The organism is Clostridium beijerinckii (genome assembly GCF_018223745.1).
Lineage (GTDB): Bacteria > Bacillota > Clostridia > Clostridiales > Clostridiaceae > Clostridium > Clostridium beijerinckii.
This window is the reverse complement of the sequence record NZ_CP073653.1, coordinates 4,497,856-4,512,976: the sequence shown is the minus strand read 5'-3', so window position 1 is coordinate 4,512,976 and position 15,121 is coordinate 4,497,856. Positions and strand designations below refer to the sequence as shown.

Genomic DNA, 15,121 nt, shown 5'->3' with positions numbered 1-15,121 from the left:
GAAGTGACAGGAGGGACATTACTATGAAAATGGGTTTTAGATGGTACGGAGAAGGCAATGATACCGTTACACTTGAACAAATAAAACAAATTCCTGGAGTTGGAGGAATTGTTTGGGCTCTTCATGATATGGCAGCAGGTGAAGAATGGCCAATGGAAAAGATCCTTGAAGTAAAAAAATCAGCTGACAAGTATGGATTTAATATGGATGTTGTTGAAAGCGTTAATGTTCATGAAGACATTAAATTAGGTTTACCAACAAGAGATAAATATATAGAAAATTATAAAAAGACAATAGAAAAGTTAGCTAAGGTTGGTGTTAAAGTAATCTGCTATAATTTCATGCCTGTATTTGACTGGCTTAGAACAGATTTATTCAAGAAGGCAGAAGATGGATCAACAGCTCTTTTTTATGAAAAAGCAAAGATTAAAGATATTGATCCAATGGAGTTAGTTAACAAAATTGCGTCTAATCCAGATCTTACAATGCCAGGCTGGGAACCAGAAAGACTAAAGAATTTATCACAACTTTTTGAAGCATATAAGAATGTAACAGAAGAAGACTTATGGAATAACTTAAAATACTTCTTAGAACAAATTATTCCTGTAGCTGAAATAAATGATATTAAAATGGCAGTACATCCGGATGATCCACCTTGGCCAATATTTGGGTTACCAAGAATAGTTAAGAACAGAGATGATTTAGCAAGATTATTAAAGCTTGTTGATAATCCATATAATTGCTTAACTCTTTGCAGTGGTGCTATAGGTTCAGATCCAAATAATAATGTACCAGCTATGATAAGAGAATTCGGTAATAGGATTGCTTTTGCTCATATTAGAAATGTTAAGATTTATGAGAATGGTGATTTTATTGAAACATCTCATAGAACTTGTGATGGTTCATTAGATATATGTGATATAGTTAAAGCTTATCACGAAGTTGGATTTACTGGATATGTAAGACCAGACCATGGAAGACATATTTGGAATGAACAATGCAGACCAGGTTATGGACTTTATGATAGAGCACTTGGAATTATGTATTTATGGGGAATATGGGATTCTCTTGAAAGAAATAAATAAAAGAGATAAACTAAAATTTTGATTAAAAAAATTTTGGCTCATAGAATCTTAAGATACAAAAGATAATTAATAGTATTGACTTTATTAGCAATAGTTTTAAAGAGGTGAAAAAAATGAATAACGCCAAAATAGTATTAAGTAAAGAAAGTATCAAAAATAGTGATTTATGGGAAAAAGCTGGGATTGAAATTCCAAAGTTTGATTATGATAAGATGTCAGCATCAACTAAAGAAAATCCTACATGGGTTCATTTTGGAGCAGGAAATATATTCAGAGGATTTATAGCAATACTACAACAGGAACTTTTAAATACTGGGAAAGCGAAATCTGGTATTGTTGCTGTAGAAGGATATGACTATGAAATTATAGATGAAATTTATTCTCCTTATGATAATTTAAGCTTACTAGTAATTATGAAACCAGATGGTAGCCTAGATAAAAAGGTAGTAGGAAGTATAGGCGAAAGCTTAGCTGGTGATTACTCAAGAGAAGAAGATTGGAATAGGTTAAAAGAGATATTTTCAAATCCATCTTTACAAATAGCAAGCTTTACAATAACAGAAAAAGGTTATAGTGTTAAGAATTTATCACAACAAGATACAACAGATGGTCTAGAGCATCCTGTAAGTATTATAGCTAAAGTTGCGTCCCTAGCATATGTAAGATATCAAAACGGACAACTTCCAATAGCTTTTGTAAGTATGGATAATTGTTCAAAGAATGGTGAGAAGCTTCACAATGCAATGGAAACAATGATAAAGAACTGGGTTGAGAATGGATTAGTTGATAAAGGGTTCCTTGAATATATCAATGATACTAAAAAGGTATCTTTCCCTTGGAGTATGATAGATAAAATTACACCTAGACCATCTCAAAGTGTTAAGAATACATTAGAAGCAGTTGGTTTTGATAGCACTAAGATTGTAACAACTAGCAAAAATACTTATATTGCACCTTTTGTAAATGCAGAAGGGCCTCAATATCTTGTAATAGAAGATAACTTCCCAAATGGACGTATGCCTTTAGAAGAAGCAGGTGTATTTTTAACAAATAGAGAAACTGTGGAAAGAGTTGAAACAATGAAGGTAACTACGTGTTTAAATCCACTACATACGTCTCTAGCAGTTTTTGGATGCTTACTTGGATTTGATTTAATTGCAGATGAAATGAAAGATCCAGCTTTAAAGAAGTTAGTTGAAAAAATTGGATATGAAGAAGGAATGCCTGTTGTTGTAAATCCAGGAATATTAAATCCAGAAGATTTCATTAAAGAGGTAGTTGAAGTTAGACTTCCAAATCCATATATACCTGATACACCACAAAGAATTGCTTCAGATACATCTCAAAAAGTTGGTATAAGATTTGGAGAAACAATTAAAGCTTATAGTAAGAGAGAAGATTTAGATGCTAAAGAACTTAAATACATTCCTCTAGTTATAGCAGGCTGGTGCAGATATCTAATGGGATTAGATGATAATGGTAATGTTATGGAGTTAAGTCCAGATCCTTTATTAGATGAATTAAGAAAATATGTAGCAGATATAAAATTAGGTTCTAAAGAATCAGTAGAAAGTAGCTTAAAATCAATACTTATAAATGAAGAAATTTTTGGAGTAAATCTTTACACTATAGGTTTAGGCGAGAAAATTGAAGGTTATTTCAATGAATTGATTTCAGGTGCTGGTGCAGTTAGAGCAACTTTAGAAAAATATTTAGATTGTAAATAATCAGAGATAATGCTCGAAGATGCAAAAAAATAAACATTTTTATCATTCTTCATTTATTATATTCTGCCAAATAATATAAGTGAAGAACGATAAAGAATGTTTAAGAAAATTAATATGAAGTACATTATAACATAAGCAATGCTAATTAACAACTTTGCACTTATACTAAAAGGATGATATAAAACTTTTAGTATTATAAGGTAAGGAAGTTAAATTAGCGAATATAAGAATATAAGAATATAAGAATATAAGAATATAAGAATATAAGAATCCAAAACATAACAATAAGGTTAATATATAAAATTTAAGAAAACGTTGTGGTAAAGTATTGAGTAAATGCAAATTACAATAATGTACGTGAATTTATATACTGCGTGTTATTAACCCAAATATTCAATGCTTTACAAATATAAAATATTTATTTGAGAGAGTAGGATGAAGAATATGAAAAATTTCATGGATGAGAATTTTTTACTATCTAATCAAACAGCTATAGATTTATATCATAATTATGCTAAGAACTTGCCTATTATTGATTATCACTGTCATATTGATCCAAAAGAAATATATGAAAACAAAAAATTCAGTAATATAACTGAAGCGTGGCTTTATGGTGATCATTATAAGTGGAGAGCTATGAGAAGTAATGGTATAGATGAAAAATGCATTACAGGAGATGGAAGTGATTATGACAAATTCTTAGCTTGGTCGCAAACGATACCTATGGCTATAGGAAATCCTCTTTATCATTGGACTCATTTAGAACTTCAAAGATTCTTTGGAATATATGAACCGCTTGATGAAGATACTGCTCCTGAAATTTGGAAGAGAGCTAATGAATTATTAAATGGAGAAGGTTTTAATGTTAGAGATTTAATTATAAAATCAAACGTTGAAACTATATGTACAACAGATGATCCTATAGATACATTAGAATATCATATAAAAATTAAAGAAGATGCTAGCTTTAATGTAAATGTTTTACCCACTCTTAGACCAGATAAAGGAATTGAAATCAATTTAGATGGTTTTGTTTCTTGGGTAAAAGATTTAGAAAAAGTATCTGAAGTATCTATAAATAATTATGATGAATTTTTAAAAGCTCTTGATTCAAGAATAAGATTTTTCCATTCAGTTGGATGCAGAATAGCAGATCATGGTATAGATGGTGTAGTAGTTTATGCAGATTCATCAAAAGAAGAAGCAGAAGCAATATTTGCTAAAGCTTTAGAAGGTAAATCTATAAGCATTGATGAAGAAAAGAAGTATAAAACTTATACATTAAGACATGTATTCAAGCTTTATCATGAATTAGGTTGGACTATGCAGCTCCATATTGCAGCTCTTAGAAGTAATAATACAAAAATGCTTGAAAAAATAGGAGTAAATACAGGTTTTGATTCAATTAATGATGAAAGCATAGCTTATCCACTTTCTAGACTTCTAGATTCTGTGGACAGAGAAAATTCTCTTCCAAAAACAATTTTATATACATTAAATCCAAAGGATAACTATGTTCTTGGAACTATGATAGGAAACTTTCAAGGAGATGGTATTCCAGGAAAAATGCAATTTGGTGCAGCGTGGTGGTTCAATGATAATAAGGATGGAATGATTGAACAAATGAAGGCATTAGGAAACCTTGGATTGCTAGGACGCTTTATTGGAATGTTAACGGATTCAAGAAGCTTCTTATCATATACTAGGCATGAATACTTTAGAAGAATTGCTTGTAATTTAATTGGAGAATGGGTAGAAAACGGAGAAGTACCTAAAAACGATAAATTACTTAAAAGAATTGTTGAAGGTATATGCTATAGCAATGCAAAAGAATATTTTGGATTTGATAAAAAATAATTCAGGAATATTTAATTGATGAAAGAGAGGAAAAATTTATGTCAAATAAAAATAGAAAAATTACGATAGCTAGAGGCGTTGGTTATGGACTAGTTGATTTAATGGGTGGTGGAGCATTCACTATTATTGGAGCCTTCTTACTATTTTTCTATACAACATTTGCAGGATTAACACCGATAGAAGGTGCTTCTATCATAGCTATAGCTCGTATAGTGGATGCAGTTGCCAGTTTATTTATCGGTAGTATATCTGATAATTTCTATAAAACTAAGCTTGGAAAACTTTTTGGTAGACGTCGTTTCTTCTTATTAATCGGAGCTCCGTTAATGGCAGATTACGTGCTACTATGGGTAACAGGAAGAAGTTATGCGTTCTATTTAGTTACTTATTTGTTATTTGAAATAATTGCAGCCATGGTATTAATTCCATGGGAAACATTACCTGCTGAAATGACAAAAGATTTTACTGACAGAACTAAATTATCAGCATCAAGAATGTTTATTTCGGCAACAGGTACATTTTTAGCTACTTTTGTTCCAGGAAGATTAATAGCTTTCTTTGGTGACAAGAGCCCACAAGCATATTTCATTAATGGATTGGTTTTTGCTATTATATATGCAATATGTATACTTATATCACATAAAGTAACATGGGAAAGGGACCTTACACCTGAAATGGAACAAGAACTATTAAATGGTTCTACAAGCAAGAGCTTTGGAGAACAATTAATGACTATTGTAAAGGTTGCTGGTGACTATGTTTCTACATTTAAGATCAGAGCGTTTAGACAACATTTAGCAATTTATATATGTTCATTCACTGCTAAAGATTTATTTAATTCAGTATTTATATATTTCTGTGTATTTAATTTAGGTGTTTCATCTACTACTGCTGCTAATGTACTTTCACTTAGCATCATTGGTATTCCTGTAACAATCTTAGGTGGATTCTTAATGATTAAAGTTGGACCAGGTAACTTATATAAGATGGCTTATTCTATTATGATTGTATGTTTACTAGCATTTTATGGACTTTATGTAGGAAATTTAGGATCGAATATTGTTTTATTATTTGTAATTGGTACAATTTATCAAGTAGGAAGAAGTTTATTAGAGTTTACTCCATGGAATGTATTCCCATTCATTCCTGATGTTGATGAAATGGTTACAAGACAAAGAAGAGAAGGGCTTTTTGCAGCAGTTATGACATTTACTAGAAAAAGCAGTGTGGCAATAGCTACATTTGTTATAGGTGTTGTATTGCAAGAAAGCGGATTTGTTAAAGGACAGGCAACTCAATCACCACAAGTTGTATCAACTATAGCTACTCTTTTAGCTGTTGGATGTATATCTTTACTTGTAATCGCATTAATTTGTGCGGCAACTTTCAAACTTAATAAAAGAACACATGGTATATTAGTGGATGAAGTTGAACGTCTAAAGAATAATGGTTCAAAAGAAGAAGTAACTCCAGAAACAAAAACAATTGTTGAAAATCTTACTGGATATAAATATGAAAATGTTTGGAAAGAAACAGTAGTATAAATTAATTCTTTTGACTAATAGAATATTAAAATATTAGAATAGCTCAAAATCATCATAATCTCTAGATACGTTTCAATTTAGTTATTATAGCTGTCTTAAGATAGAAAGTAAATTGCTATTTTAAGGCAGCTAATTTTAATTTCAACTGTATTAAAATATTATTTTGATAGCTTCTATATTGTCTGTAAGAATATAAAGGTATGTCTTAAATAATTAATTGTACTATTAAATAAAAAATGTTATTAATATATGTCTATAAAAAATTAGGTTAGGAGACCGAAATATGAGTAATAAAAATAATTGTCTTTATTGTGATAAGGATGAAAAACTTGATAATTTAATGATTGAAATATGTAAGCTTGAAGTGTCAACTCTTTATTTGTTCAAAGAACAAAGTCATAAAGGAAGATGCATTGTTGCTTATGATAAACATGTGAAAGAATTATTTGAATTGGATGATAAGGAATTAGAATTATATATGAAAGATGTCACTAGAGCGGCGGCTATGATTAAAAAAACTTTTTCACCTGATAAAATAAATTATGGAGCATATTCAGATACTCTTCCACATCTTCACTTTCATTTGGTTCCTAAGTATAAAGATGGATATTCATGGGGTGGTGTATTTGAAATGAATCCTCAGAAAAAATATTTAAGTGATGAAGAATATATGAAGAGAATTAATCTCATAAAAGAAAAGTTATAATTATATATTTTGTGTTAGCTATTTCAAAACAGAGGATAGATATCTGTTTTGAAGTAGCTATTTTACAATGCAGATTTATGCCTTTATTTTGTATTGTGTGCATTAATAACTATATATCCATATTAGGTCTTGAATATAACTTTCTATTTATACTAATCAAGAAGAATTTATAAGTACAAGGGGATAATTCTACAGCATATGGAAAAGAAAATAGATTTATTTGAAACTTGGATTAAAATAAAAATTTTAGTAAAGTTTCTTCAATGACAAGTTTAGGAGGCATAGATATCGAATTATCCCCTATAGATATTTATGATGCATGTTCCTTTTTAAGAAGATATAAAGCAAAAAGTTAAACATATATTATAATCTAAGAAATATACTAAGATTACATTTGGGGTTGAAATTATATTGTAAATAATAATTAATATATTTGTTTTGTAAAGAATAAGCATGATTATTCATAATTTTTAAATTATTAGAGCTTAATAAAATTAAAATAATAAATTTTCACCTAATTAGTTTATGTAAAACATTGAATTTATTTCCTTATTATGTTATAATTTAGAAGTTAAAAAAATTTCGGCCCCAAAATAGTTTTTGACTTTTACATTGTGTTAGAGACTCATCATCTAAACATTGTTAGCTATGTAAAATTTTCTAACAGATTATGTACTTTTAAAACTGTGCATGTCTATACAGAAGTGTTGTAATTAAATAAGAAAATAGTTAGAAGGAAATTTATAAAAAATTTTAGATTATCTCTAGTTTTTAAAAATCGAGGGGTAGTCTCTTTTGTTAATAATAGAATATATATTTTATTTAGTTTGTTTAAGTTCAATAAAATATGTATTCTAATTAAGAAAATATAGAGAGGGTTGTATTATTATGTGGATAAAGTTCTTAATGGAGTATTTTAAGTCGCCAAGAACTGTTGGAGCTGTAGCTCCTAGTTCTAAAAAGCTTGCGGAAAAAATGGCGCATGATATTGATTTTGACCATGCAAAATGTATTGTGGAGTATGGTCCTGGAACAGGAGTGTTTACTGATAGACTAATGAAAAAAATAAAGGATCATACGATGTTAATGCTCGTAGAATATAATGAAGAATTCTGCAGAGAACTAGAGGAAAAGTATGGTGAATATAATAACGTTGTAATAGTAAATGATTCAGCTGAAAATGTAGATAAATATTTAAAAGAATACAATATTAAAGAAGTAGACTATGTTGTATCAGGATTACCATTTGCTAGTTTGCCAAAGAATATGTCAAATAGTATATTGAAAAAAACAAAAGATATATTAAAAAAGAATGGATTATTCATAACATTTCAATATACATTGCTTAAAAAGGGATATATAGGAAGTTATTTTGAAGATATAAGTTTAGAAAGAGTAGTGTTAAATATACCACCAGCGTATGTTTTAAAATGTCAAAATACCTAATATGATTAACATAATTTTAAGTTATGTGAGAACTTGCTAAAATGATAGTAGTAAGTTTATTTTAGAAATTAAAGATGTTGGTATCTAGGAATATAAGTTTTGTACAAGCTTTAGAATTTCATATCAAGTTTTAAAGAAGTTTACAAATATATATTTTGAAAATAATAATTTTTAGCATTTAATTAATACAAGTGAAGCTCTCAATGTATGTTGAGAGCTTTTTATTTTTAAGGTTGATGTATAAGAATAATTATTATATATACTTTACCTTAAATCTCCGAAGTAATATTATACCGTAAAAATAACATTTATTAAGAAGTATAAAATAAAGGATTTTTGAAATTATTGTAGAATTATAGAAATCATAGAAGTATTTTAATATAGTAGTGAATATAACATTACAATAAGTTTGTATTAAAAAAGATAGTTTGCAAGGGAGGAATACAAGTTGTGTAAACGTTTTTTAAGAGGCTTATATTTGTTATAAATTTAACAAATATGATATCTAAGTAGTTATTGTGTATTAAAAGGATTGAATTACTAATATGATTAGATGCTACCAAGGAGGAAAGTCAAAATGGAAATATTAAATTTTAGGTTACGCAAATTAAGTTGCATTGTATTAATAATTTTGGTTGGAAGTATTTTATCAGCTTGTTCCCAAGTAGGTAAAGTAATTGTTGATAACGAACCAAAAGAAGACAGGCAAAAAGATTATATTGAAGAAGTTCCAACACAAACTGTAACAAATGAGAAATCAGTGGATTTGGCACCGTTGTACGATCAGGTAAGAAATTTAAAAGGACAAGAGGCATTGGATTTTTTTGAAAGCCTTAAATCAAAAGGGTTATCGGATAGTGATATATTAGAATTTTTTATTAATTTACCTCTTTCAGATGCAAATAAAGAGATTACGGATATATATAAGAATGAAAAATTTGAAACTTATATGAGTACATATCCTACGGGAAAGCCTTTCGGTAACTATAAATGGACAAATGGAGATGGAACTAAGATAAAAGGAGCATTTAGCGAGCTGGATTTGAAATTACCATTTTCAAATTATGTGGCCTTAAAATCAGGACCAGTTGGAGACTTAAATAAAAAGTATAGAATTGGTGTTGCTATTCATGGATTTGATCAGCCATGGAATGTTAGTTTAGCTGATGCAGCTCAATGGGAAGCAGAAAGACATCCAAATGTCGAAGTTGATGTTAAGGATGCTCAATGGGACAACGATAGAATGGCAGATATAATAGATAGTTTTGTTCTGCAGAAAGTGGATGGGATTCTAACTTGGCCTATGGTTGAATCAGAGACAACTATTGCACCAGTGAAAAGGGCAATTGAGGCAGGTATACCAGTTGTAAGCGTTGATAGAATGACAGGACTCGAGGAGACCACGAGTAGAGTTACTGGGAATTTTCCAGCAAATGGCGCTCAATGTGGTATGTATTTAATTTGGAAACTTGCAAAAGAAGGCAGCCTAAATGCAAATGTAGTTCTTCTTAGAAAGCCTTCTGGAAGCACTGCTGATGCTAATAGAACTGGTCATTTCCTTAAAGTACTAAGTTATTTCCCTGATATTCACATATTAAAATCATATCATGATGATGATAATACAGCAGAAGCACTTGCCAATATGCAATTAGCATTAAATGAGTATCCTTCTATTGATGTTGTATTTGGAACAGGTGATCATGAAGCTATTGCTGCTTATGATGCATCAAAGAATGCTAATAGATTAAATAGCAGAAAGGATGCTAAAAAGATGATGTTTTTATCAATTGATGATTCTAAAAAGGCAATTACATCCGTAAAAGATGGATTATTTGAAGTGAATACACCATACACGCCCTTAATATCTGATATTGGAATGAGAACTTTACTTAATATAATCACTAAGAATGGTTCAATGCCACATGATATTATTACACCTAATATACCTATGGTGACAAAAGACGGAGATACTATATTTGGATTGAAAACTCAAACACCTGATCAATGGTATGAATATACTTTTGGGGCACCAATTAAATAATATATAGATATTAATTTAGAAGTTAAAATTAGATCTGAAAATTTTACATAATCAATGACATAAGAGGAAGGAGAAACTTCAAGATGAAAAAAATAAGCTCAGTTCCAGGAAGAATTCCCTTAACAATAAAATCAAAGCTTATTATAAGCTTCTCATTAATAGTATTCTTGATATCTACAGTAGGAATAACATCTTATATGACTATGAGGTCTTACTTAGTACAAGAAAATATTATGATTGAAAAAAACGTTATGGCGAACGATATCATAATTTTAATAAACTCAATTCCTCAGGATATATCAAAATATATATTAAATCCAACAGCGGAGAATAAAAAAATTATAGATGATAAGTTTATAAATATTAACAAAAATCAAGAGTTTATTAAAGATAATCTATCGGGAGAGAAGACACTGAAATCTTTTGATGCTGTAAGCAGAATGTTAGAGTCCTATTCTGAGGAAAATATAAAACTTTTTGAAAGTAAGAATGCCACTGAAATGGTGGAAAAAAATAAACTTATGAACAGGTTTTCTAAACTAATTCAAAATAGCATGCAGGAATATATGTCAGTCGAATTAGATCAACAAAATAAAGCTAGAGCAGATTTGGCTAAAAAATCTAATTTTACAGGAGTGCTAATCATTGTTTTTATAGTATCCATAGGTTTTTTTAGCATAATTTTTGCTATTTTCTTTTCGATAAAGTTAGGAAAATCATTGAATAAAATTGTACTATTAGCTGATGATATTGCTAATGGAAATTTACAGGTAGAAGAATATAAAGTGAATTCTAACGATGAAGTATCTTTATTGACAAGTTCTTTTAATGAAATGACAAAAAATCTAAGAACTATGATTAAGGGGATTATTAATAATAGCAAGGATTTATATGAATCTTCTACTATGATCAAGGATAGGGCGAAGGAAAGTGTCAAAGCAGTTAATCAGATCGCAGTATCTACTCAAGATGCTGTCGATGGTTCGCAGTATCAATTTAGTGAAGCAAAAAGGACTGAAGAAGCAGTTAATAGACTTATTAAAATGAATAGCAAAATAAAAGAAAAGTCAAATAATGTTTTGTCCTCGGCTAATAAATCTCTTAAAATAGCTGAAGGTGGAAATGAGAAAGTTAGATCCATGTTAAATCAAATGAACACTATTAAAGAACAAGTTATGAATATCCAATCGGTAACTGGCATTTTAAAAGAAAATTCATCGCAAATAGAAACCATACTAGATACTATTTCTAAAATTACAGCCAGTACGGAGTTGTTGGCTCTAAATGCTGCGATTGAAGCAGCTAGAGCAGGTGAATATGGAAAAGGATTTGCAGTTGTATCAGATGAAATTCGCAAACTAGCAACAAGTTCTGCAACATCTACTGTAGAGATATCTAAAATTTTAACTCAAATTCAAAATTACATTAATGTATTGATTAAAAGTATGTCCATTGCGGTTAGCGAGGTAATGAGTGGCTCAGAAAAAGTTTTGGAAGTTGAAGGAGCATTTAAGAATATTGTGGAGTCAAACAATGATGTTGACGGTGAAATAAAAAATATTTCAGATGAAATTTTAGTAATGGTTAATGAAATAAATGCAATTGAAAAAATATCTAAGAATATATGTGAAATTTCAAATAAATCACTAGAAGGAAGTACAGATATATCTGCAATAGTGGAAGAGCAGCTAGCAACTCAGGAAGAATTCTTTGCATCTGCCACTACTTTGGCTAACATTTCAAGTGAGTTAGCCAACGTTGTTTCTAAGTTTAGGGTTTAAGCGAACTTTAGAAATTTTAATAGTAGTGATACAAGATTATTGGAGTGCCGAAGCATATGTTGAGTTAGTGAAATTTTTAGGAATAGAAATTGTGATATAATAACACTAGATTTAAATTATAAATATATTTCGTTTTAATTTAATGTAGGAAGAGGAGCGTATTATATGAAAAGTCTATGTGTAATTGGAAGTTTAAATATGGATTTAGTAACTACAGTAGAAAATTTTCCTGTGGCAGGACAGACTGTCATGGGGAAAGCGTTTAATACATTTCCAGGAGGAAAAGGTGGTAATCAAGCAATAGCACTAGGTAGGTTGGGTTCAGATGTGCTTATGGTAGGAAAAATAGGGGAAGACATGTATGGAAAAAGATATCTAGAAGTTTTAAGAAGTAATAATGTCAAGTCTGATGGAGTAAGCATTGAAAAAGGCATGTCTTCTGGAGTAGCAGTGATACAAGTAAGTAATAATGGAGAGAATAATATAATTGTTGTTCCAGGAGCTAATGCAGAAGTTGATATAAATTATATTGAAAGCAAATGGAGTTTGATTGAGAGAGCAGATATATTTTTGTTTCAATTAGAAATTCCATTAGAAACAGCAATTGCAACTATGAAAAAACTAAAGAAACAAGGTAAGACAGTAATACTTGATCCAGCACCAGCGGTGGGTCTTCCCGATGAAATTTTTAAATATGTGGATTATTTAACACCAAATGAAACAGAGTTGGAGACTTTAATTGGAAGAAAGATAAATAGTGAAGAAAACCTTGTAGAAGCAGCAAAAACATTATTTGATAAGGGAGTAAGAGTTATAGTTGCAAAGTTAGGTAGTGATGGGGCTGCAATTATTAAGAAAGATAAATGTACTAGAGTTCCAGGATTTATTGTTGATCCAATAGATACAACGGCAGCGGGAGATTCTTTTAATGCGGGATTTGCTTTTGCCCTAGCAAAAGAAAAAGAACTTAAAGAATGTGTAATATTTGGAAATGCAGTAGGTGCTATTTCAACAACCGCACTAGGAGCTCAGGAAGCTATGCCAACTTTTGAAAGAGTTGACAAATTTATTAGAGATAGATAAATTTATCAGAAAAATTAATAAAAGGCGAAAGAGTTTTTGATATTGCAGAGGCATATAATCTTTCAGATGATAGTATAAGAAAAATTATATTTAAGTTAAATAATGAAAAATTAGAATCATCACATATAGTGCTAAAAAGTAAGGCCAAGTAAAGACAAAGTTCATATTTATAATATAAAATGATTTGCAAGGTACAGGAATCCTATAAAGAAACTGTTGTAAATAATATACAACTCAATATCTAATTAATTATTAGTTGGATATTGCGTTGAAAATTATATTCAGCAGTTTTTTGCTGATTCTAAATTAAAGAGTCGGAATTAAGAAAGTTTAATTATAATAATTTTTTACATATCATTTAATTTGTGGTAAGGGTAAACTATTATTGTGGTGCTAGTTTATTATTAAATAAGCTGTTTCAAAAATTTTAAAAATACTAAAAAAGGAGTGAGTTAAATGGAATATCATGAAGCAGAATTTAGGGAGTATTCAAGGAAAGGAATTATAAAAAATACGGAATGAAATTTGGAATTAGTAGAGGTAAGATAAATATGAAGAATAAAAATGAAATAGGAAACTTATTTGTTAAGTTAAAACGAAAGGCTAAAGCTTTTATTGTAGCAATCTTTAATTTCGCGCCTAAAGATACTATAGAGAGTTTTGATTACTACAAGTTTAGAAAGCTAAAATCTAACGATTATGGGGAATGCAGAAATAGAATTAGCATTCAGATGCAAAGAGATAGGCTCTTATTTTAGAATTATAATAATAGAATTTCAAATCTGAAAGTATTAAAAAATACAAGTAAGTTTTAAGATATATCTAATATATTAATAGGTCAACCATAAACAATAAATAGAGATGGTTGGCCTATTTTTATTTGAAATAAATAGAACATTGAAAAATCCTATGAGGTGTACTCAGAAAGTTTATGCTGATAAAATTGTAAACTTTAGTGATAAATGTTTGTTTATATATAGACAAAATAAATAAAAGTCTGTAATATATTAAATAGAAAGTAGTTATATTGAAAGGGAATGAGATTAATGGATATAAAATCAAATGAATTATTTTGGAATGCTACTATAAGTGAGCTCAAAGAAGGGATTATTGAAGAAGATGATGGATACAGGTGTATAATATGCGAAGAAGAATTCCAGAGGGGAAGAATATATGAAATAAATTCAAAGCTATATGATGCAAAGAAATCAGCAGAGTTGCATCTTGAAACAAGTCATGGTTCAATGCTTGAATATTTATTAAATATGAATTCAAGTTTTACTGGAATATCAGATGTTCAAAGAGAATTAATAAAATTTATTGCTATGGGATTATCTGATAAAGAAATTTCAGAGAAACTTAAAGTTGCGCAATCAACAATACGAAATCACCGGTATAAATTAAGAGAAAAGGAAAAGCAAGCAAAATTATTTTTAGCTATGATGGATTTGCTTTCAAAAACAACAAATAAGAAAATTAATAAAATTGGCAAAGAGACTATATGTGATGCTTATAAAACAGCAACTACTTTAGATGATAGGTATAATATAACAGATAAAGAAAAGAAGAGTGTTGTTGAAACTTATATGAATGAAAATGGTGGTTTAAGGAGTTATCCAGCTAGAGAAAAGAAAAAGATTATTGTATTAGAAGAGATATCAAGAAATTTTTCAAAAGGAAAGCAATATTCTGAAAAAGAGATAAATAGGATTCTAAAGAGAGTGTATGAGGATTACGTAACCATAAGAAGAGCTTTAATAGAGTATGGTTTTATAGAAAGAAAAAAAGATGGAAGCAGCTATTGGATTAAGGAATAAGTTTTTATGCCAAAGTGGAATTGTTTAGATGATA

General features: G+C 29.4%; 11 protein-coding genes. All 11 read left to right on the top strand.

What is annotated here, in order from left to right; genetic code table 11:
- Positions 1-23 precede the first annotated feature (23 nt).
- The 11 genes from uxuA to KEC93_RS20395 all read left to right on the top strand — a co-directional run bounded on the left by uxuA (position 24) and on the right by KEC93_RS20395 (position 15,087).
- Positions 24-1,085 (top strand): mannonate dehydratase, encoded by a 1,062-nt coding sequence (gene uxuA, locus KEC93_RS20445; RefSeq protein WP_023973084.1) that lies wholly within the window; start codon positions 24-26, stop codon positions 1,083-1,085.
- Between the two features lie 113 nt (positions 1,086-1,198).
- A complete protein-coding gene (locus KEC93_RS20440; protein WP_039771604.1) occupies positions 1,199-2,812 on the top strand; it encodes a mannitol dehydrogenase family protein in 1,614 nt (537 codons plus the stop codon).
- Between the two features lie 444 nt (positions 2,813-3,256).
- Entirely contained in the window at positions 3,257-4,669 is a 1,413-nt protein-coding gene (uxaC, locus tag KEC93_RS20435) for a glucuronate isomerase (RefSeq protein WP_077868928.1), read from the top strand.
- 38 nt (positions 4,670-4,707) lie between these two features.
- On the top strand, positions 4,708-6,213 hold the full coding sequence (locus tag KEC93_RS20430; RefSeq protein WP_017209061.1) for an MFS transporter: 1,506 nt from the start codon (positions 4,708-4,710) through the stop codon (positions 6,211-6,213).
- A 283-nt stretch (positions 6,214-6,496) separates the two neighbouring features.
- Positions 6,497-6,919: an HIT family protein gene (locus KEC93_RS20425; protein WP_077868929.1), complete on the top strand. Its 423-nt coding sequence runs from the start codon at positions 6,497-6,499 to the stop codon at positions 6,917-6,919.
- 888 nt (positions 6,920-7,807) lie between these two features.
- Entirely contained in the window at positions 7,808-8,365 is a 558-nt protein-coding gene (locus tag KEC93_RS20420; protein WP_012060236.1) for a class I SAM-dependent methyltransferase, read from the top strand.
- 577 nt (positions 8,366-8,942) lie between these two features.
- Positions 8,943-10,406, top strand: coding sequence for a sugar ABC transporter substrate-binding protein (locus KEC93_RS20415; RefSeq protein WP_077869974.1), 1,464 nt, complete (start codon positions 8,943-8,945; stop codon positions 10,404-10,406).
- Between the two features lie 83 nt (positions 10,407-10,489).
- Complete coding sequence (locus KEC93_RS20410; protein WP_077869973.1) at positions 10,490-12,187, top strand: methyl-accepting chemotaxis protein; 1,698 nt, start codon at positions 10,490-10,492, stop codon at positions 12,185-12,187.
- Between the two features lie 165 nt (positions 12,188-12,352).
- Positions 12,353-13,270 carry a ribokinase gene (gene rbsK / locus KEC93_RS20405; protein ID WP_023973080.1) on the top strand — a complete coding sequence of 306 codons (918 nt, stop codon included), beginning with the start codon at positions 12,353-12,355 and terminating at the stop codon, positions 13,268-13,270.
- A gap of 518 nt (positions 13,271-13,788) precedes the next feature.
- On the top strand, positions 13,789-14,028 hold the full coding sequence (locus KEC93_RS20400; RefSeq protein ID WP_017209057.1) for a hypothetical protein: 240 nt from the start codon (positions 13,789-13,791) through the stop codon (positions 14,026-14,028).
- Between the two features lie 288 nt (positions 14,029-14,316).
- Positions 14,317-15,087: a DUF2087 domain-containing protein gene (locus KEC93_RS20395; protein ID WP_077869972.1), complete on the top strand. Its 771-nt coding sequence runs from the start codon at positions 14,317-14,319 to the stop codon at positions 15,085-15,087.
- Positions 15,088-15,121 lie beyond the last annotated feature (34 nt).

Bases quoted from the DNA above. Each gene is read 5' to 3' on its own strand.
- uxuA (WP_023973084.1), top strand. From the start codon at position 24: ATGAAAATGGGTTTTAGATGGTACGGAGAAGGCAATGATACCGTTACA.
- KEC93_RS20440 (WP_039771604.1), top strand. From the start codon at position 1,199: ATGAATAACGCCAAAATAGTATTAAGTAAAGAAAGTATCAAAAATAGT.
- uxaC (WP_077868928.1), top strand. From the start codon at position 3,257: ATGAAAAATTTCATGGATGAGAATTTTTTACTATCTAATCAAACAGCT.
- KEC93_RS20430 (WP_017209061.1), top strand. From the start codon at position 4,708: ATGTCAAATAAAAATAGAAAAATTACGATAGCTAGAGGCGTTGGTTAT.
- KEC93_RS20425 (WP_077868929.1), top strand. From the start codon at position 6,497: ATGAGTAATAAAAATAATTGTCTTTATTGTGATAAGGATGAAAAACTT.
- KEC93_RS20420 (WP_012060236.1), top strand. From the start codon at position 7,808: ATGTGGATAAAGTTCTTAATGGAGTATTTTAAGTCGCCAAGAACTGTT.
- KEC93_RS20415 (WP_077869974.1), top strand. From the start codon at position 8,943: ATGGAAATATTAAATTTTAGGTTACGCAAATTAAGTTGCATTGTATTA.
- KEC93_RS20410 (WP_077869973.1), top strand. From the start codon at position 10,490: ATGAAAAAAATAAGCTCAGTTCCAGGAAGAATTCCCTTAACAATAAAA.
- rbsK (WP_023973080.1), top strand. From the start codon at position 12,353: ATGAAAAGTCTATGTGTAATTGGAAGTTTAAATATGGATTTAGTAACT.
- KEC93_RS20400 (WP_017209057.1), top strand. From the start codon at position 13,789: ATGAAATTTGGAATTAGTAGAGGTAAGATAAATATGAAGAATAAAAAT.
- KEC93_RS20395 (WP_077869972.1), top strand. From the start codon at position 14,317: ATGGATATAAAATCAAATGAATTATTTTGGAATGCTACTATAAGTGAG.